Source organism: Bifidobacterium samirii, from assembly GCF_003952945.1.
Taxonomy (GTDB): domain Bacteria; phylum Actinomycetota; class Actinomycetes; order Actinomycetales; family Bifidobacteriaceae; genus Bifidobacterium; species Bifidobacterium samirii.
This window is the reverse complement of the sequence record NZ_QXGK01000013.1, coordinates 23,071-48,478: the sequence shown is the minus strand read 5'-3', so window position 1 is coordinate 48,478 and position 25,408 is coordinate 23,071. Positions and strand designations below refer to the sequence as shown.

The following is a 25,408-nucleotide window of genomic DNA, read 5'->3' as shown; positions in this document are numbered from 1 at the left end:
TGCGTGTCCGTTGTGAAGGTTGGATGGGGTGAAACCTCACAACGGACACGCACACGTTGGGATTGCGCGTCCGTTGTGAGGATTGATGGTCCGGTGCGAGGGACGGGGACGATGTGAGCGGCAGGGAGCCTGATGGGAGAGGCGGGAGCCTGATGGGAGAAGGAACCTGATGGGAGAAGGAACCTGATGGGAGAGGCGAAAGGCGTGAGGGACGGGACGATGTGAGCGGCAGTGGGTCCGGTGGGAGAGGCGAGGGGCGCGACGCGCACGGGCGCGTCGCGGCTTGTGCTGTCCCGGTGTCGTCGCTACAATGAAACCGAAGATTGTGAGCGTTAACAATTCTCCGATGTGGCAGAAGGCGGCGCTCAGGGCAAAGGAGTTCGACAGTATGGCAACCATCCAGAACGACACCGACCAGATCGCCGCGATCGCCGGCAAGATCCGCGACGGCAGGACCTCGCTGGGTATCGAATTCGGTTCCACCCGCATCAAGGCCGTGCTCGTCGACGACGAGTACGCGACCATCGCCTCCGGCGACCACGGCTGGGCCAGCCACCTCGAAGACGGCCTGTGGAGCTACTCCGTCGAGGAGATCTGGGACGGCCTGCGCGACGCGTACGCCGCGATGTCCGCCGACGTCGAAGCCAAGTACGGCGTCAAGCTCACCACCGTCGGCCACATCGGCTTCTCCGCGATGATGCACGGCTACCTCGCCTTCGACGAGGCCGGCGAACTGCTCGTCCCGTTCCGCACCTGGCAGAACACCAACACGCACGCCGCCCACGAGAAGCTCTCCGAACTGTTCCAGTACAACATCCCCGAACGCTGGTCCATCGCCCACCTCTACCAGTGCGTCCTGAACGGCGAGGAGCACGTCGGCAAGGTCGCGTTCTTCACCACGCTCGCCGGCTACGTCCACTGGAAGCTCACCGGCCGCAAGGTGCTCGGCGTGGGCGACGCGTCCGGCATGTTCCCGATCGACCCGGCCACCCGCACCTGGGAGCGCGACTTCGTCGAGCGCTTCGACGCGCTGCCCGAGATCGCCGCCCAGCCGTGGACCCTCGAACAGCTCCTGCCCGAGCCGCTCGTCGCCGGCGAGCCGGCCGGCGAGCTCACCGCCGAAGGCGCGCTCCTGCTCGACCCGACCGGCACCCTGCAGCCGGGCGTCGTCATGGCCCCGCCGGAAGGCGACGCCGGCACCGGCATGATCGCCACCAACTCCGTGCGCGTGCGCACCGGCAACGTGTCCGCCGGCACGTCGATCTTCGCCACCGTCGTGCTCGAAGGCAAGCTCGAACGCCTCCACCCCGAAGTCGACCTCGTCGCCACCCCCGACGGCCATCTCGCCGGCATGAGCCACGCCAACAACTTCACCTCCGACCTCAACGCGTGGGTCGGCCTGTTCGGCCAGTTCGCCGATGCGCTCGGCACGCCCGTCGACGCCGGCACCCTGTACGGCACGCTGTTCCGCCTCGCCATCTCCGAGAGCGCCGACGCCGACTGCGGCGGCCTCATCAACTACCCGTTCCGCTCCGGCGAGTTCCTCGCCGGCCTCGAAGAGGGCCGACCGCTGTTCGTGCGCAACCCCGAGGCGACGATGACCCTCGCCAACTTCATGCGCGCCCAGCTGTTCTCCGCGTTCAGCCCCGTCAAGATCGGCATGGACGTCATGACCAAGGACGAGCACGTGCGCGTCGACTCGCTCGTCGGCCACGGCGGCATCTTCGCCACGCCCAAGGTCGCGCAGAGCATCCTCGCCGCCGCGTTCGACACCCCGATCAAGGTCATGACCACCGCGGCCGAAGGCGGCGCCTGGGGCATGGCCGTGCTCGCCGACTACCTCGACCACGCGAACGCCGACCGCTCCGACCTCGCCGACTGGCTCGACGAGCGCGTGTTCGCGAACGCCCAGTCCGTCACCGAAGAGCCCGACGCGCACGACGTGGCCGGCTTCGAGGCCTTCTTCGCCCGCTTCGCCCAGGGCCTGCCCGTCGAGAAGGCCGCCATCGCCGCGATCCCGCTCGAAGGCTGACACCCACCGGCCGGCCCCGCAATCCGAAATCCAAAACCGCACAACCCCGAAACCGGGGCCGGCCCCACGCAAATTTCACCAACGTCACACCCCAACCGAAAGGAACAATCATGGCAACCCTGGCCGATTACGGTCCCGAAGTGCGCGCCGAAGTCAAGCAGGTGCGCGAGGTCGTCGCCAACCTGCACGACCAGCTCATCAAGTGGAACCTCGTCGTGTGGACCGCGGGCAACGTGTCCCAGCGCCTCAAGACCGCCGACCTGATGGTCATCAAGCCGTCCGGCCTGCGCTACGAGTACCTCACCCCGAGCTCGATGGTCGTGTGCGACCTCGACGGCAACGTCGTCGACGGCTCCGAGGCCCCGTCCTCCGACACTGCGTCGCACTGCTACATCTACCGCAACATGCCGGACGTGTACGGCGTCGTCCACACGCACTCCACGTACGCGACCGCGTGGGCGGCCACCGGCCAGAACATCCCGTGCGGCCTGACCATGATGGGCGACGAGTTCGGCGGCCCGGTGCCGGTCGGCCCGTTCCGCCTCATCGGCTCCGAGGCGATCGGCGAGGGCGTCGTCGAGACGCTGAAGAAGTACCCGAAGTCCCCGGCCGTGCTCATGCAGAACCACGGTCCGTTCACCATCGGCAAGGACGCCGAGGCCGCCGTCAAGGCCGCCGCGATGACCGAGGAGGTCGCCCACACCATGTGGGCCGCCCGCCAGCTCGGCGAGATCATCCCGATCCCGCAGGAGGACATCGACAAGCTCAACGACCGCTACCAGAACGTCTACGGCCAGCACTGACGGGATGGAGCGTCCTCCGCGTTGCGGGAGGCTCGACGTACCGCCGTACGCCTTCGCCTCCCGCGCCTAGAGGCCGCACGCATCCCGCCAGCGCTGCGCACTGAGTTATCGGGCGCGTCTGCGGCGTTGCTCCTCGGTCGACGTACCTCTTCGTACGCCTTCCCTCGGTGCGCCTTGCAGCCACACCCGCTAACTCAGTGCTCCGCACTGACCAGCACTGACAAACCCCGTCACACCACGAAGTAACACACGCAACAAAGGAGTCAACATGGCATTCGCAAACCCGTTCGAGGGCAAGGAGATCTGGTTCGGCGTCGGCTCGCAGGACCTGTACGGCGAGGAGGCGCTGCGCCAGGTGGCCGAGCAGTCCACCGAGATCGTCGACGCGCTCAACGCGACCGGCAAGATCCCGGTCAAGCTCGTCCTCAAGCCGACCCTCAAGTCCTCCGACGGCGTCAAGCAGTTCATGGTCGAGGCGTCCGCCAACCCGAACGTCATCGGCGTGATCGCCTGGTGCCACACCTTCTCCCCGGCCAAGATGTGGATCCGCGGCCTCGAAGTGCTCACCAAGCCGCTGCTGCAGCTCAACACGCAGCACCACTTCGAGATCCCGTGGGAGACCATCGACATGGACTTCATGAACCTGAACCAGGCCGCCCACGGCGACCGCGAGTTCGGCTACATCCTGTCCCGTCTGGGCATCGCCCGCAAGATCGTCGTCGGCCACTACACCGACCCGGAGGTCGCCGAGAAGATCGGCACCTGGGCCCGCGCCTGCGCCGGCTGGGACGCCTCCAATACCATGAAGGTCATGCGCTGGGGCGACAACATGCGCAACGTGGCCGTCACCGAAGGCGACAAGACCGAGGCCGAGCGCGTGTTCGGCGCCTCGATCAACACCTGGGCCGTCAACGAGCTCGTCGCCGCCTACGAGGCCGTCAAGGACGCGCAGGTCAAGGACATCATCGAGGACTACAAGGCCAAGTACGACGTCGACCCGGCCCTGCTGGACGCCAAGTACGACTCCCTGTACATCGCCGCCAAGGAAGAGGCCGCGATGGTCAACATGATGACCGCCAACGGCTGCACCGCCGGCGTCGACAACTTCGAGGACCTGGGCGCCCTCCCGCAGCTGCCGGGCGTCGCCCCGCAGCGCTTCCCCTCCGAGTACGGCTGGGGCTTCTCCGCCGAAGGCGACTGGAAGACCGCCGTGCTGGTGCGCATCGGCGCCGTGATGGGCTGGGGCCTCGACGGCGGCGCCTCCCTGATGGAGGACTACTCCTACAACTTCGCCCCGGGCCATGAGATGATCATGGGCGCCCACATGCTCGAGGTGTCCCCGTCCATCGGCACCATCGCCAAGCCGAAGCTGGAGATCCACCCGCTGGGCATCGGCGGCAAGGCCGACCCGGTGCGTCTGGTGTTCACCGGCGCCCCGAAGAAGGACGTCGTCGTCGTGTCCATGTCCGACGTGCGCGAGCGCTTCCGCCTGCTCATGAACGTCGTCGACGTGGTCGAGCCGGAAGGCTCCCTCAAGGAGCTGCCGTGCGCCCGCGCCCTGTGGATGCCGCGTCCGAGCCTCAAGGCGTCGGCCGAGTGCTGGCTGCGCGCCGGCGGCTCGCACCACACCTGCATGACCACCTCCGTCGGCCGTGAGGCTTGGGAGGACTTCGCCCGCATCGCCGGCGTCGAGCTGGCCACCATCGACGAGAACACCACCCCGGCCGCGTTCGAGCGTGAGCTGGAGCTCTCCGAGATGGTCCACCGTCTGCAGAACAAGCACTGAGCCATCGAACGTCGGATCGCCGGCGGCATGTCCCGTCATCGTGCCGCCGGCGATCCGCAATGATGAGGCCGGCCGTCCCGTAATGGGATGGCCGGCCTCATTGCATGCCTGCGGGTTCGGCGAATCCTTGGCGTCCGATCCCCGCTGCGCCTACTGTTGCGGCGCCTCCTGCGGTGGCTGCGACGCCTCCTGCGCCTGCGCCGACTGCGCCGACTGCTCCTGCTGGCGTTGGAGGTCGCGTACCATGCGTCTGAGCTCGTCCACCTCGCGTTCGAGGCGGACGATCCGTTCCCGGTAGTTGAGCAGCGCTCCCGCGAGCGGATACTGCACGTCCGCGGCTTTCATCAGCGACGTCGGGTGCGTGTGCCCGCCGTTCTGCCCGGCGGTTTCGCGTTCCGCCTCCCTGCGCCATCGGTCCGCGCATCGTTCGATGCGTTTGGCGCCGATGACCTGCGGGTCGAGTCCGAAGGCCCGGAAGATGCTGGTGGGGGAGTGGCCGGCGGCGCTGCGGCGGAGGAATTCGTCTCGGAATTCGCGGGTGTAGTAGATGCGCGTGCGGGTCACGGCCCGTACTGCGGGCAGTCTGCGCAGCAGCTGCATCTGTTCGTCGTCGAATTCACTGGTCATCGGTTCTTCCTTCGTCGCAATGCCCGATCACGTCCGACTGTGGCGTGGCGGCCCTTCCATTCTGCCTCGTTTCGGCTCGTTCGTCGTGTTTTGTCCGGTTTCATGACCCGCGTCGCGTGTCGGATTCTTGCCGTCGCCGTCGCGTGTGGCGTCGCCGTCGCGTGCGGTTCCGTCGTCGTCATCGTCGTCATCGTCGCCGACTGCTCCGACCGCATTGCCGCCGGTTCCGCCGTCTCCGCGCGCCGCGTTCCGCGCGCGTCGCCGGTGGAGTATGGCTGCGGCGATCGCGCCGATGGTGACGGCTGCGGATACGCCGCCCCAGCGCAGCCAGGTGTCCCAGGATCGGGCGGAGATGACGGTGTGGGTGGGGGTCAGGTCGGGGTCGTCGGGATCGTAGTCGGTGCGTTCGCCGGTGACGAGCAGCCGGTGCGTGTTGACCGCGTATGGGGTGCAGGTGACGAGGGTGACGAGGTCGCGGTCCGGGTCGGGGAGGATCTCGTTGATCTTGTCGGGGGTGACCACGTCGATGTCCACGACGCGGTAGGCGAGCGTGTCGCCGAGTACGGTGATGGTGAACAGGTCGCCTGTGTCGAGTTCGTCGAGTCGGGTGAACAGTTCGGCCGAGGGCAGGCCGCGGTGGCCGGTGAGGACGCTGCGGGTGCCGATGCCGCCGATGGGCAGTGCGGTCTGGCTCATGTGGCCGACGCCTTGTTCGAGCGTCTCCTCGTCGATGCCGTGGTAGATCGGCAGGTTGAGTGCGATCTTGGGGATGGTGAGGGTGCCCATGACGCCGTCGCCGGCGAGGTTGAGCACGTCGTTGTAGTTGGTGGGCAGGGCGTAGCCGCTGCCTTCGACGAACGGGTCGTGCAGGGGGTCGCCGGCGAGGTTGTCGTTGTATTCCTGGGCGAGTTGCAGCTGCCGTTGCTTCTCGTCGGGGTCGAGTTCGGAGGTGGCGGTCCCGTAGTTGCGGATGACTTCGGCGTGTTCGCGGTCGGCGAGCATGTTGGCGACGAGCGGGTAGGAGAAGACGCCGATGCCGCCGATGATGAGCAGTACGGCGAGGGCCGTCGCCAGCGCGCTGTGCGCGTCGGCGACGGCCCTGTCGTGGTGGGTCATGCGGGTCACGAACGGCGCTTGCGGGCGACGATCGAGATGCCGGCGGCGACGAGCAGGATGCCGCCGACGGTGAAGACGGTGGTGCCGATGCTGCCGGTGTTGGGCAGGCGGCCCTTGCGGTTGGTGACGGTGCCGTCCCAGTAGCCGCTCGTCTGGTTGACGACCTTGCCGGTGAACTCGCCGCGGTCGCGTTCGGCTTCGATGGTGACGTCGATCGGCGCGCTCAGCTTGTTGTAGTCGGCCGGAGCCTTCTCCTCGACGAGCTGGTACTTGCCCTTGTCGAGGCCGTCGAGGGTGAGCCGGCCCTTGGTGTCCTCGGTCTCGCCGACGACGAGGTTGGTCACGGTGGACTCGGCCTTATCTTCGGCGGTGGCCTTACGGTAGTGGCCGTCCTTGGCGTCACCGACCTTAACGAACGCGATCGGGGCGCTCTTGTCGTTGACGCGCAGCGAGAACTCGGCGCCGGTGAGCGCTCCCTTTTCCACACCGTCAACGACGCCCACCTTGAGCACCTTGATGCCGTACGTGTACACCTTGACCTTGTCCGGGATGGTGGTGTGGGAGTCCTGCTCGTACGGGTTGTTGGTGTACTGGAGCTTGGCGGTGTTGTCGATGGCCGTGTCGACCTTGGCGTTCTCGTTCACCGTGGCCGTGTACTGGACGTGGATGTAGTCCCACTTGCGGATCTTCTCGTAGTCGAAGTTGAGCGTGAAGGTGGCGTCCTTGCCGTCGAGGTCCTTGCCGTTCACGGTCAGCGTGTAGGCGTCGGCCGGGACCGGGGTGTCCTCGTCATGGGCGTTGCCGAACTTGGCACCCTCATAGCCCCACACCTTGATGGAGCCCTCGTTGAGGGTGAGCTCCGTGCCCATCGCATCGGCGATCATGTAGTTCTTCTCGACGGCGTTCGCCGGGAAGACGGGCACATCGGAGCGCAGGTCGAAGGTCACCTCGTCGCCGATCGCGACGGTGTCGGAGCCGGCGTCCTTGGCATCCTCGCCGCTGATGTGGTCCTTGGCGTCCTCGTTGATGGACTTGTCGATGCTCGCATTGCTGCGCTTGGCGGTCGCGGTCGCGTTCTTGACGGTCCAGACCTTGGTCTTCTCATTCCATTCGGGCTGGATGGCCACGCCGATCGGACGGTACACGGTGGTGCCGTTCGTGAGGGAATCCCCCGTGTCGGTGTTCTTGAGGAGCACGAGGTAATCACCCAGCGGCAGGTTCTCGAACGTAAGGGTGTCGCCCGTCGCGGTCTGCTCCGCAGCGTCCGGGGTGGCGGGAGTGTCGCCGTTGGCGATGGCGCTGGTCAGATCGTCGTAGAACGTGGCGAGTTTGGTGGCATTGCCAGTGTTCTGTCCGTCCTCGGTCTTCTCCAGTCCGTCCGTGTCGCTCGGCATCTGCTGGAATACGTCGCTGACCGCATTCGCATCGCTGATGTAGCTGCGATACTTTGCGCGGACCCACGAGGCGACGGATTCGTCCCAGGTGAACTCCGGGTCGAGCGGTGTATTGGTCTTGCCGTCGACGTTGACCTTGGCGATCTTATAGGCGGTCGCATGCACGCCGGCTTCGACGTTGTCGATCGTGATGGTGCCGGTGGCGTCGGGGGTGAGCGGGGTGACGGTCTCCTCGGCCATGGCCGGTGCGGTCACGGCGAGCGAGCCGAGCATCGCGACGGCCGCTGCCGCGGCTATGGCGCGTACTGCCTTGAGGCGGTTGAACATGATTCTTCCTTTTCTTTATATGGACATGGTTAACGGGTTATGGCCGGTATGGCCGGAAATCAGGATCGGGTGCGGCGGCTCCTCCTCTTCGCGTCGATGGCGATCACCCCGGCGCCTGCGGTGATGAGCAGGGTGCCGGCCGCGGCCACGCCGATGAGGCCGGTGGCTCCGGTGTGGGGTACGTCGGAAGGCGTGTAGTTCGCCACGGACCATGCGGGCTTGTCGTCGGTGGCGTCGGTGTCGTCCTTGTCCTTCACGATCTGGAAGGCGGGCGGGTTGCCGCCGTTCTTGCCGCGCACGGCGGTCGGTTCTCCGACCTCGCCGTTCTCGACGACGATCGACCACTGGCCGTCGGGCTTGAGGTAGCCGGCGGGCGCCTTGGTTTCGACGAGCCGGTATTCGCCGTCGGCCAGTCCGGCGAACGTGACGATGCCGTTCTCGTCGCTGGTCTGCGTGCGGTTCTTGTCGAGCGTCCAGCCGTCGGCGAGCTTATCCGGGTCGATGGCGGTGGCGGAGCAGCGGCCGGTGGTGCAGCGGTAGAGCGTGAACTCGGCTCCGGCGAGCGCCTTGCCGTCCGCGTCGGTCTTGGTGAACTTGACGGTGGGGTTCACCGTGTTGTGGTACGTGAGCTTGCCTGCCCCCACCGTGAGGGTCCGGTCGGAGGCGCTGTTGGTGGTGGTCGTGGTGAGGACCTCACCGGTGTCGGCGTTGCTGATGGTGATGTTGGCGGTCAGACCGTGGGTGACGCCCTGCTCGTTCGGATCCTGTGTCTCGCTGACGGCGATGTCGATGCGATACTGCGTATCGTCGTATTTGATGTCGCCGTAGCAGCGTTCGTCCTCCGAGCCGTTGGTCTCGCACGGGTTGACTTCGCTGGCGAGGAAGGAGAACGTGCTGACGTTCGCGTCCTCACCCGTACCACCGTTACGCCATTTCTTGTACATCTCGTTCGAGATGGACAGTACGGACGACACGTTGGTGGGATGGTCCTTGTCCAGCGTGATGGAGCCGAACCCCTCGTTCTGGGCGGCGAGATCCTCGGCCGCCTCGTTGGCGGGGGTGATGGACACCTCGAAGGTGCGGTCGCCGAAGGCCACCTCATTGTTGGAGAGGTCCTTGAGGATCTTCTTGGCGGAGAAGCGCATTGTCACCGGCTCGGCCGGATCGTCCTGCGTACCGCTGTTCAGGTCGAGGCTGTTCTTGTCATGGACGACCATCGTGGTGTTCACATTGTAGTAGTCATTATTCTTCTTCATACGGGAGTTCTGGATGATGTCATTGATGACGCTCTGAGCCTGAGTGAGATTCGTTGTGGCGGCGTTGACACCATCGGCCTTGTAGGTAGCGGTAACCTTGCCACCCGTGAGGAGGTCGGTGGACGCATTGCGCACTTCGTAGTCGGTACCGATCTGCATGGTGAGTGCAATGTTGTTGCCGCCATTGCGAATAAACTGGTCTCCGCCGTTGAAGTTTTTAGCGCTTTTGGTCTGGGTAACTGGTGAGCCGTCCTTAGTGGTCAACGTCATCGCGTTGCCGGAGTTCATGTAGTCGGTGGAACCATCGGACAGAGTCTGCCAGCTCAAAGTGTTGCTGTCCCACTGGTCTGCGGTCGCGATGACGTTGCTGTTGGTAATTGACGCTTCCGCGCCTTCGCCACCGTCGGTCACCGGCGTCGCCGCATTGGCATGGCATTTGACGACCACCGGGGTTTCCTTGGTCTCCTTGTCAATGGAGTAGCCGTCGGGGGCCTTGACCTCCACCACGGTGTACGTCACGCCTTTCTCGGTGGCGGGCAGATCATGCGCGGTGAATTGGCCGTTCTCATTGGTGGTGAGCTTCAAGACCTCTTCGGAGTCCGCGGAATCGACGGTTGCCAGCGTGCCGTTGGCATCGACCTCGGCCGTGTCGCCCTTGCCCTTGACATAACGACCGTCTGCGGTCCTGATCACATACTCGGCACCCTTGAGCGGCTGGCCCGTGGCGTCGGCCTTCTTGGTGAAGGAGAAGTCGGCGAGCGTGACGGTCGAGACCTCCTGTCCGACAGTGCTCAGGAAGTCGACGCCTAGCGCATAGTAATAGCTGAGTGTGACGCAATTGGAGTTATTACCAGCCTTGTGCCTGACGACATGGTCGAACTGGGCGTTCTTGACGATGAGTCCCTCAACGGCCTGCTGGGAGAAGCCGCTGATATCCCAGCCTACTGCGTCCGGGTCGGAAACCGTTGCGCCTTCAGCGGTCGTGAAACTCTGATCCGCGGTTCCTGTGCTGAATTGCATGTCATCGAGCACCTGTTCGGAAGTGATCTGGCTGAGATCGCCGGTATCGGAATTTATCAGTCGGAAGATCTTGGCATTGATATCAATGACTTTGTCCTGTCCGGAGCCATCGCGCACATAGGTCACTTGTGCGTGATGATAGTTCGCCTCCGAAACCTGAATATTCATAGTTTTAGTTTGGGGAAAGTTGTATTCCGTATACATATCTTGGGGGAAGATATGCAACGCGTTCCTTCCCAGATTAAGATCAGGGATTTTTGCTGAAGAGTCCACATCAGGCATGGCAAGTACTTGCAACCCGATGTTCTCGGCGAAGATACGAGACAGGCCGTTCAGGTATTGGATGCCATTGAGTACCTGAACCGGCTTCAGACCACTGCGCTTATAGGCTAAGTTGAGATACCATGTGCCGTCGCCATAGTCACCCTTCATCATCGCAAGCACGTCCTGCGTGCTTTTTGCGGAGAAGTTCTGGCCCTGGAACTCATTCGCTATTTCTTGGGTGACGAGTGTACGCAGGGTCTCATCGGGGAAATACTGCGCCATGTCCTGATCCCAGGTGGCGGGGAGTGTGACGCCCAGGTCGTCGGCGAGCGCCGTGGATGGTGCAGCGAACAGGGAGATGGCCATCATCAGGGCGGTGATCAGTGCGACGAGCCGGTTCGTCCATGAGCGGGCCTTGCCGGTCCGTCGTATGCTGACGCCGTGCCCCCTCCCGCTTCCGGGCGTGATCTGCGGCATGTCTGTTGCCTCTCTTTCCAAGCCGCACAGCCCCGTCCATACGGGCCCTATGCGGTCACTTCAACATACTTACGGTATAGCCTCCGATATCAAAAGTAACGGCGAACCGGCCAACAGGTGAACACCGAACGGGGGTCTGTTGTCAATGGTGTTGACAGTGCTAATCGGCTTGTTCGCAACGATGCGCAGCCGTTTGGAATGGTCCCCTATACGAACACACCCGGCCCTTTGGAATCGCCAATGATCCCCTACACGCCGCGAAACATACCCCCCCTATGTTGTCCATGTAACGACATGCCGGTCGGCAGGCGGACACGCCCATGCGCATCGGCCCGCCGACCAGCATACCGGCATCACGCCGTGCCGCGTGTCGGACCCGGACGACGGGATCCGGACCCGACACCGACCGTCACGGGCGCACGCCCGGCCGGTCGCCCGCCGTCGGCGGATTCACCAGCACGGCGCCCGCGTCACGACGCTCCGCATCACCGCGCAGATCCCAATCCGGGCGGCGCAGCGCATACAGGACCAGCGGCGGCACGCCCAATACCACGACCACCGCGCCCACCAGCAGCGCATAGCCGGCGGCGCCGATCCCCGAGAACCCGGCCGGACGCACGAACGCGAGCACGAACGCGGCGGCGCTCGCCGCGAACCCGACGCCGGCGACCAACGGCAGCATCGGCACCCGGTAGGAGCGCACGACCGCCGGGCGCGTGCGGCGCAGGCGGATCGCCGCGGCGAACATCATCATGTACATGACCAGATACAGTGCGGCGGCCATGTCCACCAGCGTCGCGAACGCCGTATCGCCGTTCGGGACGATCACGAACAGCAGCGCCAGCACCGTCACGATCACGCCCTGCGGGATGAGGATGCCGACCTGCACGCCAGCCTGGTTGCGCCGCTGCATCGCAGGCGGCAGCAATCCGGTGCGCGCCGCCGCCAGCAGGCCGCGCGACGGGCCGGCGATCCACGCGACCACCGACGCGAACGCGCCCACCGCGATCAGCAGCGAGACCGCCGGCGTGCCCCACGGCATCCCCCAACGGGAGAAGAAGCCGTCGAACGCGAGATTGATGCCGTCGATCAGCCCCAGGCGGGCGTGCGGCACGGCGATCGCGATCGCCAGCGTCGGCAGCACCAGCACCAGCAGGATCAGCACCACCGCCATGCCGATCGCACGCGGGAAGTCACGCCCCGGCTCGCGCAGGTCGTTCGCATGCACCGCGTTCACCTCCATGCCCGCGTAGGCGAGCACGTTCGACACGACCAGCACGATCGACGCGACGCCCGTCCACGGCGGCAGCAGCGCCCGCGCGTCGAGCGGCGTGTACGACGGCGCGCCCGACGCCAGCCACACGCCGCCGAACACGATGAGCAGCAGCGCCGGGAACAGCGTGCCGACCAGGCCGCTCACCGACCCGACCCTCGCGAACAGCGTGCCGCCGGCCAATGCGATCAGCGTCGAAATCCAGTAGAGCACGATGATCGTCGCCGCCACATACACGCCGTTGCGGCCCAGCCGGCCGTCGCCCGCCACATAGGCGAGGCTCACCGCGATGAACGACAACTGGATCGGATACCAGACGACGTTCTGGATCCACTGCAGCCAGATCGCGACGAACCCGGCACGGTCGCCGAACGCCTCGCGCACCCACACGTACACGCCGCCCTTCCAGCCGGTCGCCAATTCGGCGGCGACCAATGCGGTCGGGATGAGGAACAGCACGGCGGGGATCAGATACAGCGCCACCGACGCCAGACCGTAGTCGGCCATCGCCGGCAGTGAGCGCAGCGAGGCGACCGCGACGAGCGTGAGCATCGCCAGCTGGCCGGCGGTCATCGTCGCACGGGCGGCGGTCGTCGCGCGGGCGACGGTCGCGGCGTGGGCGGTGGCGCGGCTTGCGGTACGGGATGCGGCGGTCGCGGCGGTCGCGGATGTCGCGGATGTCGCGGCGGTCGCGGATGTCGTGTCGGTCACGGCGTGGCGCATGGACGCCGCGGCGGCATGGTTCGCCATGACCCCGCCGCCGTCCGCGCCGGCCGCACGGGTCATGCGGGTCATATGAGTTGCATTCGTCATACGAGGCAACCTGACCTGCATCAGTGGTGGAATCCGGCCGAACGCGCCTGCGACGGCATCGGGGCCGGCAGCGCGTCGAGGTAGCGCACCGCGTCCTCAAGATCGGCGAGGAAATCGTCGGCCAGGTCACGGCTGAACCCGTTGCGCACGACGATCCGCTGCACGGTCACCGTCGTCAGATCCGCCGGCATCGGATAGGCGGGCACCAGCCAGCCCTTGGCGCGCAGACGCTCCTGCAGGTCGTACAGGTCCCACTTGCGTTCGGGGCGGCCCGACCCGGCCGGACGGTCGGCGAGCATCCACGCGAACACCGGGATGTCCGACCCGTCGTTCCACAGCGTGAAATCGTCCATACGGCCGATCCGCTCCGCCAGATAGACCGCCACGTCATGCGCGGCCTGCTGGACGCGACGGTAGCCGTCGAAGCCGAGCCGCAGGAACATGTAGTACTGGAGCAGCACCTGCGCGCCCGGCCGCGAGAAATTCAGCGCGAACGTCGGCATCTCGCCGCCCAGATAGCTCACCTTGAACACCAGATCCTCCGGCAGGTCGGCGGCGGTGCGCCACACCGCCCAGCCGAGACCCGGGTAGACGAGCCCGTACTTGTGGCCCGACGTGTTGATCGACACGACGCGCTCCACGCGGAAATCCCACTTGAGGTCGGGCTGGATGAACGGCGCGACCATGCCGCCCGACGCCGCGTCCACATGGATCTTCACGTCGAGGCCGGTGCGCTCCTGGATGCGGTCGAGCGCCGCCGCGATGCGCTCCACCGGCTCGTACATGCCCGTGTACGTGACGCCCAGGATCGCGACCACGCCGATCGTGTTCTCATCCACGTAATCCTCGAGACGGTGACCGTCGAGCGTCTTGTGCTCCTCGCTGATCGGCACGAAGCGCGGCTCCACCTCGAAATAGTTGCAGAACTTCTCCCAGCACACCTGCACGGCCGAGCTCATCACCAGATTCGGCCGGTCGGTCGGCTTGCCGGCCGCGCGACGCGCCTGCTGCCAGCGGCGCTTGAGGGCCAGCCCGCCCAGCATCGCCGCCTCCGACGAGCCGATCGTCGACGTGCCGATCGTGCCCTCGGGCGACGGCGCATGCCACAGGTCGGCCAGCATCGTCCAGCAGCGGCGTTCGATCTCGGCCGTGCGCGGGTACTCATCCTTGTCGATCATGTTCTTGTCGGCCGCTTCGAGGTAGAGGCGGTTCGCATGGTCGTCCATCCACGTGCCGACGAACGTGGCGAGGTTGAGACGCGCGTTGCCGTCGAGCATCGCCTCGTCGTGCACGATCTGATAGGCCGTCTCCGGCAGGCTCTCGCCGGACGGCAGCCGGTCGCGGTCGAACGCGGTCGCCACGCCGGGGCGGGCGAACAGCGGGTTCAGCGCGATGCCGTCGAACGGGGCGTCGGGGGAAGGGGAAGCAGGGGTGGAACCGCAGGCGCGGGCGGACGTGTGCCGGTCATCGTCGCAATCGCAGGCGCAATTGCAGCCGCAGTCGCCGGACGTGCCGTCGGCGTTGCAGCCGGCTTCGGCGGCGCGGTCGCAGTCGCATGCGCCGTGCTCGTCGCAGCCGCAACGGCAGCCGCAATGGCAGGTGCCGGCGGTACGGGCGGCATCGGAGGCGCAGCCGTCGCCACAGGTGCCGGTGGTGCAGCAGGTGCAACGGTCGCCGCAGGTGCATCCGGTGCGGCCGCAACGGCACGCGCAGGTGCGGGCGTCGCCGTCGGCGCGTTCGGCGGTGTCGCCGGCGCACCCGCAACGGCAGACATCCTGCGATGCTTCGGACATGGATTCGATGGTCATGATGGTCTCCTTGGAATCTCGATTCGGGTCGCCGCGCGCCGCAGCGCACGGTGATGCCAAGGGAAGGCGTTCCGACGGCGGCCGATGGCCGTCGCGTCGGGACGATGGATGCGGACGCGGCGCAATGACGGCGCCGCGCGGACAGCTTCGCGCATCCGGCCGCAACGGGCCGGGAACGACGGGCGGCGGCCGATCGGCGGAGACGGTGTGAAGCCTGAAAGTATGCCGGTCTCCGTCCGAGCCGCGGCCCGACGACGCCCCAGTAAAGCACCCCCGCCTCGGCGCGGCCGGGCGGGGGAGCGGATGTGACCAATCGCACACCGGACGTGCCCCGTCGCGTGTCCGTAGGCGTCCGTCGGCATCGTCGCCGGACGGAACCGCCCTGCCAACGGGCCGAAATTACGCTGATGGAGAACGAAAAATCGGCGTGTCAGGCGAAAAACCTGCTACACGCCGATGATCATGCGTCCGCGGTCGCACCGCGATGGAGAACCGCGGCGACGCCACGGCGGAGAGGTGCGGCACGACCCGCGGAACGCACGCCGCGACGGCAACGCGGAAACGGGCGCGACGCCGTCGCGGAAGCCAAGCCGCCTAACGGCGGTCGCCGTACACGCGCACCGCGATGTCGTCGGCGAACACGCGGTTCACCGACGGACGCACCACCTTGAGCGACGGCGTCAGGCACCGGTTGTCCTGCGTGAACTGCGTGTCGAGCACCACGAACTTGCGCACCGACTCCGCGCGCGACACCGTCGCGTTCGCACGGTCCACATACGGCTGGATCTCCGCCGCCACGTCCGGCAGCTGCGCCACGTCCGCCAGCGGCATGTCCGCCGCATGGCCGTGCGCCGGCAGCCACGACTCCAGCGCCTCCGGATCGAGCGTCACCAGCGCGCCCACGAACGGCCGGTTGTCGCCCACGACCACCGCATGCTCGACGATCGGGCACTTGACGATCTCCTGCTCCATCGGGATCGGCGACACGTTCTTGCCGCCCGCCGTGATGATGATGTCCTTCTTGCGACCCGTGATCGTGATGCGGCCCTCGTCGTCGATCGACGCCAGATCGCCCGTACGCAGCCAACCGTCCTCGGTGAACGCCTCCGCCGTCTTCTCCGGCAGATTGTGGTAGCCGCGGAACACGTTGTCGCCATGCACCTGCAGCTCGCCGTCGTCCGCGATGCGCACCGAACCGCCCGGCGCCGGCTGGCCCACCGTGCCGATCACGTTGTCCCACACGCGCGTCGCCGCGAACGGGGCCGCGGTCTCCGTCATGCCATAGCCCTGGATCATCGGCAGGCCGATGCCGGAGAAGAAATGCGCCAGATCCGGATCCAACGGCGCACCGCCGCACGCCACATACTTGATGCGCGGGCCGAGCGCGCCACGCACCGTACGGTACACGGCCGCCTCGTAGCTCAGATGCTCCGCCATCTGACGGGCGGTCGGGCGCTCGCCGGCCTGCTCCATGCGGCTCCACGCGCGCGCCGCCTCCGCGGCCTTGAGGAAGACGCGGCCCTTGAAGCCGGCGCCCGCCTTGCGCGACGCCGCGTTGTACACCTTCTCGAACACGCGCGGCACGCCCAGCAGATACGTCGGCTCGAACGAGCGCAGGTCCGGCAGCAGCGACTTCGTGTCCGGCAGATAGCCGCACACGCCGTAGTCGGAGCCGATCGAGCAGTACTGGATGAAGCGGGCGAAGCAGTGGGCGAGCGGCAGGAACAGCAGCAGACGCGGACGGCCCTCGGCGATCATCTCCTTGAGGCACTCCAGACCGCCGCGCGTGATCGACAGGAAGTTGCGGTGCGTCAGCTCGGCGCCCTTCGGCGCGCCCGTCGAACCGGACGTGTACACGATCGTCGCCAGATCGTCGGCCTTCACCGACGCGATGCGCGCGTCCAGCTCCTCGTCGGACACGGTCACGCCGAAGCCCTGCAGCGCGCCCAGCGCGTTGCCGTCGAGCATGAGGATCTGGCGCAGCGACGGGCAATGGTCCTTGACCGAGTCGAGACGGTCGAAGCGCTCGCGGTCGTCGGCGATGGCGAGACGCACCTCGGAGTCGTTGAGGATGCGCTCGGCCTGCGCGGCCGAATCCGTGTCGTAGATCGGCACGTTCACCGCGCCGATCGCGGCGAGCGCGAAGTCGAGCACGCCCCACTCGTAGCGGGTCGCGGAGAACAGCGACACCGCGTCGCCCTTGCGGATGCCGAACGCGATCAGACCCTTGGCGACCTCGCGGGTGAGCTCGTGGAACTCGCCGGTCGTGATGTCGTCCCAACGACCCGGGCCGAGCTTGCGCGCGGCGATGACCGTGTCCTCGCCGGTGCGCGCGATGCGGTCGGTGAGCAGGGAGTACAGCGTCTCGTCGTCGTCGACGACGATCGAGCCGGGGGTGGTGTATTCGGTGAGCATGATGCGGTCCGTTTCTCGGGGGTGGTTCCCGGTGCTGCTGGTTCTATGCGTTCTGCGCTTGTTGCGGGGCGGTCCGGGCTGTCTGGCCCAGCCGGGTTCGGGCTGGGCCGGGCCGGATGGCCAATCTGGACTGGTCGGACTGGACTCGTCCAGCCCGGTTCGGTTTGATCCGATTCGGCTTGACTTCGTCCGGTGATGACGTTTCCCGTCGTTCCGTCAACGAACGTTACGCTCCCGTAGCCGCCGTCGCGTTGTGCGCTTCCACGAATTCACCGGCACCCGTTTGTGTTGCGATACAAACCACGCCGATTCGTCAACAGGCTGTCAACATCTGGTGTCGCGGCGAAATTGACCCTAGCCAAACCGGCGTCGCGTTGTTAGGGTGGAGGCTGATTGCGTCAACCGCCGTCGCCGCGCCCGCCCGTCGTCCGCCTGCCGCCTTGCCGGCTCGCGTCGGCTCGTCCGCGTGCGCGCGCCGACGGCCGAACCGGTGAGGTGTGCATGTTCGACAAGAGGCTGTTCTCGATCGCGCCCGGCGTGGGCCGGCTGGTCGCCGGCAAGATCGCGTGCCTGTGGGCGTCGCTGATCGCGAACATCGTGTTCGTGGCCGGCCTGGTCGCGCTCCTCGGCGACGTGCTCGCCGCACTTGACCCGCACGCCGCGGCCGCGTTCTGCGGCGCGTCCACCGCGACGGCTACCGCCGCATCATCCTGCCCCGACCCGCTTGCCGCACTGCCGGCCGCCATCGGCGACGGCCTGACCCCGGCGCGCATCGGCGTGTACGCGCTCGTGTTCGCCGCCTGCGCCGCCGTGCGCTACGCGGCGGCGCGCATCGGCGCGGGACTGGGCACCGAAGCCGCCGAACGCGTCAAGCTCGCCCTGCGCGACGCGCTCTACGGCAAGATGCTGCGGCTCGGCCCCTCGTACGCGAACCGCGTCAAGACGTCCGACGTGGTCCAGTCCGCCGGCGAAGGCATCGAACAGGTGCAGACGTTCTTCGAACTGTTCCTCCCGCAGCTCGTGTACGCGGTGCTCGCGCCCGTCACCCTGTTCGCCGTCATCGCGCCGCTCGACCTGCCCACCGCGGCTACGCTGCTCGTCTGCGCGCCGCTCATCGTCATCATCGTCGGCCTCGTCGCGATGAGCGCCGCCCGCATGTTCAAACGCTACTGGGGCACCTACACCGACCTGGGCGCCGCGTTCCTCGACGACCTGCAGGGTCTGGAGACGCTCACGATCTTCGACGCCGACGCGCGCGCCGCCCGCCGCATGGACGAGCAGGCCGAACGCTTCCGCATCATGACGATGCGCGTCCTGCAGATCCAGCTGCGCTCCCTGTCTGCGATGGACCTCGTCGCCTACGGCGGCACCGCGGCCGGCATCGGCATGGCCCTGTGGCGCTACTTCGCCGCCGGCGACGCCGTGTCCGGCGGTGCGGGCGCTTCCGGCGCGCCCTCGCTGGCCGCCGTGGTGCTCATCGTGCTGCTGTCCGCCGACTTCTTCATCCCGCTGCGCCAGCTCGGCTCCTACTTCCACGTCGCGATGAACGGCATGACGTCCACCAAGCGCATCTTCGCCCTCCTCGACGCCCCCGAACCCGCGCGCGGCACCGACGACCACACGTTCGCCGCCGCGCCCGCCGTCGCCTTCGACCACGTCACCTACGACTACCGGCGCGCCGGCGATGCCGCCGATGCCGGCGATGCCGCCGGTGCCGATGATGCCGCCGATGCCGTGGATGCCGTCGATTCGTCCGATTCGGCGGGGATGACCGACGCCGGCGCGCCGTCAGTCGCCGGTTCCGCCGACGCCTCCGCGAGCGCCGATTCCGCCGTCGCAGGTGCGTCCGCGGATACGCCCGCAGGCGCGCCCGCCGACGCTGACGCCTCCGCTTCCGCCGCCCGTCCGGCGCTCGCGGACGCGACCTTCACGGCGCGTCCGGGCGAGGTGACCGCGATCGTCGGCGTGTCCGGCTCCGGCAAGTCGACCGCCGCCGCCCTGCTCGCCGGCACGCTCACCGGCTACCGCGGGTCGATCACGCTGCATGACGGGCCGATCACAGCCGGCGCATCCGCCGCCGATGCCGCCGCCGATGTCGTCGCCGGGACTGCGACCACGTCGTCGCTCCCGGCGCTCGCCGTACCGACCGACGCCGATCCGGCCTCCGCCACCTCGGCAACCGCGCACGAACTGCGCGACCTGACCGGCGACGCGCTCGCCCGCACCGTCACGCTCGTCGGCGCGCGCAGCCACCTGTTCGCCGGCACCCTGCGCGACAACCTCATGCTCGCCCTGCCCGATTCGACCGTCACTTCCACCGACGCCGCAGAATCTTCCGCCACCGTCATGTCCGAGGCGGTCTATGCCGGTCACTCGGCCTCCACTGTTGCCGATTCAGTCGCATCCGCCACCGCGTCGGCCGCTGCCTCGGCCACAGCCGCCGACGCGCGCCTGTGGGACGCGCTCGAACGCGCCCGCGTCGCCGACTTCGTGCGCGCCCACCCCGACGGACTCGACCTGCGCATCGACCCCGACGCCGCCAACCTGTCCGGCGGCCAGCGCCAGCGCATCGCCATCGCCCGCGCGCTCCTGCACGACAGCCCCGTCCTCGTGTTCGACGAGGCCACCAGCAGCGTCGACGTCGACAGCGAAACGCGCATCCTCGCCACGATCCGCGACCTCGCCGCCGCCGGCAAGACCGTCGTCATGATCACCCACCGCATGGCCAACGCCGCCGACGCCGACCACGTCGCCGTATTCGCACGCGGCCGCATCGTCGAAACCGGCACCCCCGCCGCGCTCCTCGCCGCCGACGGCACGTACGCGCGCCTCCTGCGCACCCAGCAGGCCATCGAATCCGTCGGCCGCGCAACCCGGCCGCGCATCGACGACCTGCGCGCCGACACGGCCGCCGTGATCGCCGCAATCGCCGACGGAACCGCCACGACCGTCGATGGGACCGCGCCCGCCGGCACATCATCGACCGCAATCATCGGCGACCAACGAACCGCGGCATCCGCGGACGGCAGTGCGTCCGACGATTCCGCGTCGGCGGCCCAGAACGGCTCGGCCGGTTCGGACGAAACCGCGATCGCCGGCCGTGCGGGAACATCCGCCGCGGCAATCAGCGATGGTCGAACCACGGCAAGCAGTGCCGACCACTCCGACGACCACGCAACCGACCGCGGATCGACCCTGCCCGTCATCATGCGACTGCTCGGCGAAGCGCGACCGCTCGCCCACCTCATGACCGCGGCCAGCGTCGCCGGCACCATCGGCCACATCGCCGCCACCATGCTCCCCGCATTCGGCGTGATCGCGCTCCTCGCGCTCGCCGGCCACCCCGTGTGGGGGATGGGCGCCGCGCCCGCCGTCATCGCGATGACCGTGTGCGCGATCCTGCGCGGCGCGCTGCGCTACGTCGAACAGTACCTCAACCACAACGTCGCATTCCGACTGCTCGCACTGTTCCGCTCCAAGGCGTTCGCCGCGCTGCGCCGCCTCGCGCCCGCCCGCCTCACCGGCCACGGCAAGGGCGACCTGATCGCGCTCATCACCACCGACGTGGAACTCCTCGAGATCTTCTTCGCCCACACCATCTCGCCGGTCGCCATCGCGCTCGCCACCAGCATCACGTACGCGGTCCTCCTCGCCACGCTCGACCTGACGCTCGCGCTCGCGCTCATCGCCGCACACCTCGTCATCGGCGTCATCGTGCCGCGGTTCTTCGCGACCAGCGTGCACGGGCTCGGCCCCACGATCCGCCGCCAATCGTCCGCACTCGACGACCGCATGCTCGACGACATGCGCGGCCTGCGCGAGATCATCGGCTTCGGTCGCGGCCGCGAACGCGCCGCCGACATCACCCGACGCACCCGCGACCTGTGGGCCGAACACGCGCGACTCAGCCGCGTCAACGGCGGATTCGCCGGCATCGGCATGGTCCTCGTCATGATCCTCACCATCGGCGCGACGGCGCTCGCCGTATGGCGCGCCGCGCTCGACCCGACCGCCGCCGGCCGGCTCGCCGTCGCCGTCGTCCTGTTCGCCAGCTCGTTCGGCCCGACCCTCGCGCTGAGCGCGCTGCCGTCCAACCTGACGCAGACGTTCGCCGCCGCCCGCCGCCTGTTCGCCCTGATGGACGAGACGCCCGCCGTCACCGAACGCGGCACCGCCACGCCCGACTACGACGGCATGACCCTCGACCATGTCACCTTCCGCTATCCGACGGCGGGGGAGCGCGGGTCGGCTGCGGCGGTCGCTTCGGCTGCGGCGGCTGGGACCGCCGGGACGGGTGGAACCGCTGCGACTGCTGCATGGACCGGGGACGGCCGTATAGGCGACGGCGTCGCATCCGATGATCCCGTCATCGTATCCCCAACCGGCTCCGGCTTCGCCCAGACATCATTCCGGGCCGCCGCCGACACAGGGAACATCGGCGACACGGAGACCTCGGACTCCTGTTCCGGCATCCCGAATCCCATGCCGTCCGACGCCGCCAAGGCCGACGATACCGCGCCGATCCTCGACGATGTCAGCCTCGACATTCCCCGCCACGGCATCCTCGGCGTGCAGGGGCCGTCCGGACGCGGCAAATCCACCACGCTCAAGCTCCTCATGCGCTACTGGGATCCGCAATCCGGCACGGTCAGCCTGTCCGGCACGCCGCTCGGCGACGTGGACGTGCATCACCGCCGGCGCATCCAGACCATGATGAGCCAGGAGACCGCACTCTTCGACGGCACCATCCGCGACAACCTCCTCATCGCCATCCCCGACGACGAGCGGGCCGATGCGGGAGACGCCGCCTCCGAATCCGCCGGTGCCGGCGGCGCCGTTGCGGGCATCAAGTCGGCCGCGGCGCATAGGCGTACGGAGTCCGCAATCGTATCCGATTCCTCCCCAGCCTCCGGTTCGACCGCATCGTCCCTGCAAACTGTGGTGGCCGCACCCGCAGCATCCGCTACGTTTGCCGAATCGTCCGAATCGTCCTCATCGACTGCATCGGCCGTTGCGGGCGCCGCATCGCTCGACGAGCGGCTCCTCGACGCATGCCGCAAGGCGTCCGTCCTCGACCTGATCGAATCCCTCCCCGACGGACTCGACACGCGCGTCGGCGAACTCGGCGACCGCCTCTCCGAAGGCGAGCGCCAGCGCATCGGCCTCGCCCGCATCTTCCTGCGCCGTGCCGACCTCGTCCTCTTCGACGAACCCACCAGCCGCCTCGACGCGCTCAACGAAGCCGTCATCCTCCAATCCATCACGGCGCTCGCCGCGGACGGGACCGCCGTGGTCCTCGTCTCCCACCGCGAATCCGCCATGCGTATCGCCGACCGCATCGTCCGCATGTGATCGGCCCCCATCTGGGCCTATCCGCGTCGTAACCCGTACGGGAATGGGCCGTCTCATACGGATTGCGACGCAAACTGGCGCATCAGCGTCGCAATCCGTAACCGAACGGTCCATCATGTGCAGGTTGCGACGCATCCGGCTCCGTCCGCGTCGCAACCTGTATGGAATCAGACCGTCCCATACGAACGACGACGCAAACAGACGCTCCCGCGTCGCAACTCGTATGGGATCGGGCCACATGGTACGGATTGCGACGCAAGCGGTTCTGCCCGTGTCGCAATCCGTACGGGATGTTCATGTTTCAAACGGGTGATCCAGCGTCGCAAGTCGCATGAGGACAGGCGGAACCTTACGGATTGCGACGCAAACGGGGCTGTCGGCGTCGCAATCGGTACGGGAATGGGTTTTCCCATACGAACGACGACGCAAACGGGCGTCCCCGCGTCGCAACTCGTATGGAACTGAGCCGCATCTTACGGATTGCGACACAGACGGGCGTGTCCGCGTCGCAATCCGTAAGGGAATGCTCCGGATCATACGAAACGACACCCCACGCCGCACCAAGCCCCCACAATCCGTCGGGCGACGTATGCTTCCGTCAGGAAGCACAGAAAGGTTGTAGAGATGGAAACCAGCGATCTGAACGCCCTGGCGGCCGCATCGGTCGTCCCCGGCATCACGCTCAACGACGGCAACACGATCCCCCAGATCGGCCTGGGCGTGCTGCGCATCGAAGACGAGGACGTCCAGCCCGTCATCGAAACGGCGCTCGCCGCCGGATACCGCCACATCGACGGCGCCGCCGGCTACGAGAACGAAGGCGGACTGGGACAGGCGTTCGCCGCGACCGGCTTCAACACCGGCGAAGCGCGCGAAAGCCTGTGGCTGACCACCAAGCTCAAGGACTCCGAACAGGGCTACGATTCCGCCCTGCGCGCGTTCGACCGCCAGCAGAACCTGCTGCAGGTCGACTACGTGGATATGTACATGCTGCACTGGCCCACCCCGTTCAACTGGCGCAGCGGCGAGACGTGGAAGGCGTTCGCGCGTCTGCGCGACGAGGGCCGCGTGCGCACGCTGGGCGTGTGCAACTTCCTGCCCGAGCATCTGGAGCGGCTGCACGAGGAGACCGGCGAATGGCCGGCCGTCAACCAGATCGAGCTGCATCCGACGTGGCAGCAGCGCGACGTGGCCGCGTTCTGCCGCGAGCACGGCATCGCCGTCGAAGCGTACTCGCCGATGGCCCGCGGCGCCGACCTGAACGCCGGCGACGGCACGATCGAGCGCATCGCGGCCGCCCACGGCGTCACGCCCGCGCAGACGATCCTGCGCTGGCATATCGAGAACGGCACGATCATCATCCCCAAGTCGGTGCACGCGGACCGGCAGAAGCAGAACCTCGACGTGTTCGGCTTCGCGCTCACCCTCGACGAGCATGCGGCGATCGACGCGCTCGACGGTCCGACCCGCGCCGGCCACGACCCGCGCACCTTCACCTACGCGTAAGCCGGTCTGCGTAAGTCCGTCGGCGTAATCCGCCCGTCCGCAGATGTCCTCGGATGATTCCGCGGACGGTGGCGGTCGGCGGTCGGCGGTCGGCGATCGGCTACCGACGGACGACCGACGGACGACTGACGGAAACCGACTGACGGCAGTCGGCCGCCGGATGTCGGCCGCAACGGCTGCGATCATCCGCACGGCGGCAACCTTCCGCGTAGCCGGCCGTCAGCCGCAACGAAATCCCGAAACCCGCATCGCGTCAGCATCGCACCAGCATCGAGAAAGGCATCATGTCCCGTTCCCGCCGCCCGTCCTCACGCCGCCGCTCCCGTTCCCGCCGTTCGTCCGGTGCGAACGGGTACGGCGTGTGCTTCGCCCGCCGCTACTACAACACGTCCAGTCCGCTGGAACGTCTGCTGATCCTGATCGTCGCCGCGATCGTGATCGGCGTGGGCGCCGGCGTCGGCCTGCCGAAGGTGAGCGACACGGTCGGCGAGGTGACGGGCGAGTATGCGGCGAGCGGTCCGGCCGCGGACGCGCTCGCGCAGCTGACCGTCGACGACGAGCCCGACAAGTCCGGCTACGACCGCGACCTGTTCGGCTACCGTCAGACCGACGACGACGGCAACGGCTGCGACGTGCGCGACGACGTGCTCGCCCGCGACCTGACCGACGTGACGTACAAGTCCGCCGGATCGTGCGTGGTCCAGTCGGGCACGCTCGACGACCCGTACACGGGCGAGACGATCCACTTCCAGCGCGGCCGCACGACCAGCTCCGCCGTCCAGATCGACCATGTCGTCGCGTTGGAGAACGCGTGGCAGTCGGGCGCGCGCGACTGGGACAGCGCCAAACGCTACCGGTTCGGCAACGACATGGACAATCTGCTCGCGGTGGACGGTCCTGCCAACCAGGGCAAGGGGTCGGCGTCGGCCGCGTATTGGCTGCCCACGAACGCCGACTACCGTTGCGACTACGTGGCGCGCCAGATCAAGATCAAGACCGAGTACGGGCTGACCGTCACGAGTCAGGAGCAGCGTGCGATGAAGGCCGTGCTCTCCGCCTGCCCGGCCCAGCAGCTGCCGTAGCCGGCCCATTCTCATACCGATTGCGACGCTGACGGGCTGATTTGCGTCGCAATCCGT

13 protein-coding genes are annotated in these 25,408 nt (G+C 67.4%); 6 read left to right on the top strand and 7 right to left on the bottom strand.

Annotated features, from left to right (window positions below; all coding sequences use genetic code 11):
- The first annotated feature begins 388 nt into the window (after positions 1-388).
- The 3 genes from D2E24_RS06955 (at position 389) to araA (ending at position 4,621) form a co-directional block, all read left to right on the top strand.
- The gene (locus D2E24_RS06955; protein WP_125968620.1) at positions 389-2,032 is read left to right on the top strand and encodes a xylulokinase; all 1,644 of its coding nucleotides are present in this window, start codon (positions 389-391) and stop codon (positions 2,030-2,032) included.
- Positions 2,033-2,142: 110 nt separating this feature from the next.
- Positions 2,143-2,835, top strand: a complete 693-nt coding sequence (locus tag D2E24_RS06950; RefSeq protein ID WP_125968619.1) for an L-ribulose-5-phosphate 4-epimerase — start codon at positions 2,143-2,145, stop codon at positions 2,833-2,835.
- Between the two features lie 268 nt (positions 2,836-3,103).
- Positions 3,104-4,621, top strand: coding sequence for an L-arabinose isomerase (gene araA, locus D2E24_RS06945; RefSeq protein ID WP_125968618.1), 1,518 nt, complete (start codon positions 3,104-3,106; stop codon positions 4,619-4,621).
- Positions 4,622-4,771: 150 nt separating this feature from the next.
- Here the strand turns inward: araA and D2E24_RS06940 are convergent, their stop codons facing one another.
- The 7 genes from D2E24_RS06940 to D2E24_RS06910 form a co-directional block, all read right to left on the bottom strand.
- Entirely contained in the window at positions 4,772-5,248 is a 477-nt protein-coding gene (locus D2E24_RS06940; RefSeq protein WP_125968617.1) for an HTH domain-containing protein, read from the bottom strand.
- A 27-nt stretch (positions 5,249-5,275) separates the two neighbouring features.
- Positions 5,276-6,364, bottom strand: coding sequence for a class C sortase (locus D2E24_RS06935; RefSeq protein ID WP_125968616.1), 1,089 nt, complete (start codon positions 6,362-6,364; stop codon positions 5,276-5,278).
- Between the two features lie 5 nt (positions 6,365-6,369).
- A complete protein-coding gene (locus D2E24_RS06930) occupies positions 6,370-8,085 on the bottom strand; it encodes a SpaH/EbpB family LPXTG-anchored major pilin (protein WP_125968615.1) in 1,716 nt (571 codons plus the stop codon).
- A gap of 59 nt (positions 8,086-8,144) precedes the next feature.
- Positions 8,145-11,102, bottom strand: a complete 2,958-nt coding sequence (locus D2E24_RS06925; RefSeq protein WP_125968614.1) for a prealbumin-like fold domain-containing protein — start codon at positions 11,100-11,102, stop codon at positions 8,145-8,147.
- Positions 11,103-11,511: 409 nt separating this feature from the next.
- Positions 11,512-13,170 (bottom strand): glutamate/gamma-aminobutyrate antiporter GadC, encoded by a 1,659-nt coding sequence (gadC, locus tag D2E24_RS06920; protein ID WP_241222903.1) that lies wholly within the window; start codon positions 13,168-13,170, stop codon positions 11,512-11,514.
- A gap of 38 nt (positions 13,171-13,208) precedes the next feature.
- Complete coding sequence (gene gad / locus D2E24_RS06915) at positions 13,209-14,996, bottom strand: glutamate decarboxylase (protein WP_241222902.1); 1,788 nt, start codon at positions 14,994-14,996, stop codon at positions 13,209-13,211.
- A gap of 594 nt (positions 14,997-15,590) precedes the next feature.
- Entirely contained in the window at positions 15,591-17,411 is a 1,821-nt protein-coding gene (locus D2E24_RS06910) for an AMP-dependent synthetase/ligase (RefSeq protein WP_125968613.1), read from the bottom strand.
- Between the two features lie 501 nt (positions 17,412-17,912).
- Here D2E24_RS06910 and D2E24_RS06905 point away from each other — a divergent pair.
- From D2E24_RS06905 to D2E24_RS06895, 3 genes are all read left to right on the top strand, one after another.
- The gene (locus D2E24_RS06905) at positions 17,913-22,763 is read left to right on the top strand and encodes a thiol reductant ABC exporter subunit CydD/CydC (protein WP_125968612.1); all 4,851 of its coding nucleotides are present in this window, start codon (positions 17,913-17,915) and stop codon (positions 22,761-22,763) included.
- Between the two features lie 624 nt (positions 22,764-23,387).
- Positions 23,388-24,269, top strand: a complete 882-nt coding sequence (locus D2E24_RS06900) for an aldo/keto reductase (protein WP_125968611.1) — start codon at positions 23,388-23,390, stop codon at positions 24,267-24,269.
- 284 nt (positions 24,270-24,553) lie between these two features.
- A complete protein-coding gene (locus D2E24_RS06895) occupies positions 24,554-25,351 on the top strand; it encodes an HNH endonuclease family protein (RefSeq protein WP_125968610.1) in 798 nt (265 codons plus the stop codon).
- Positions 25,352-25,408 lie beyond the last annotated feature (57 nt).

What these genes read in the sequence shown, in the direction of transcription:
- D2E24_RS06940 (WP_125968617.1), bottom strand. Translation starts at nt 5,248, where the DNA reads ATGACCAGTGAATTCGACGACGAACAGATGCAGCTGCTGCGCAGACTG.
- D2E24_RS06895 (WP_125968610.1), top strand. Translation starts at nt 24,554, where the DNA reads ATGTCCCGTTCCCGCCGCCCGTCCTCACGCCGCCGCTCCCGTTCCCGC.
- D2E24_RS06950 (WP_125968619.1), top strand. Translation starts at nt 2,143, where the DNA reads ATGGCAACCCTGGCCGATTACGGTCCCGAAGTGCGCGCCGAAGTCAAG.
- araA (WP_125968618.1), top strand. Translation starts at nt 3,104, where the DNA reads ATGGCATTCGCAAACCCGTTCGAGGGCAAGGAGATCTGGTTCGGCGTC.
- D2E24_RS06905 (WP_125968612.1), top strand. Translation starts at nt 17,913, where the DNA reads ATGTTCGACAAGAGGCTGTTCTCGATCGCGCCCGGCGTGGGCCGGCTG.
- D2E24_RS06900 (WP_125968611.1), top strand. Translation starts at nt 23,388, where the DNA reads ATGGAAACCAGCGATCTGAACGCCCTGGCGGCCGCATCGGTCGTCCCC.
- D2E24_RS06910 (WP_125968613.1), bottom strand. Translation starts at nt 17,411, where the DNA reads ATGCTCACCGAATACACCACCCCCGGCTCGATCGTCGTCGACGACGAC.
- gad (WP_241222902.1), bottom strand. Translation starts at nt 14,996, where the DNA reads ATGACCATCGAATCCATGTCCGAAGCATCGCAGGATGTCTGCCGTTGC.
- D2E24_RS06925 (WP_125968614.1), bottom strand. Translation starts at nt 11,102, where the DNA reads ATGCCGCAGATCACGCCCGGAAGCGGGAGGGGGCACGGCGTCAGCATA.
- D2E24_RS06930 (WP_125968615.1), bottom strand. Translation starts at nt 8,085, where the DNA reads ATGTTCAACCGCCTCAAGGCAGTACGCGCCATAGCCGCGGCAGCGGCC.
- D2E24_RS06955 (WP_125968620.1), top strand. Translation starts at nt 389, where the DNA reads ATGGCAACCATCCAGAACGACACCGACCAGATCGCCGCGATCGCCGGC.
- D2E24_RS06935 (WP_125968616.1), bottom strand. Translation starts at nt 6,364, where the DNA reads ATGACCCACCACGACAGGGCCGTCGCCGACGCGCACAGCGCGCTGGCG.
- gadC (WP_241222903.1), bottom strand. Translation starts at nt 13,170, where the DNA reads ATGACCCGCATGACCCGTGCGGCCGGCGCGGACGGCGGCGGGGTCATG.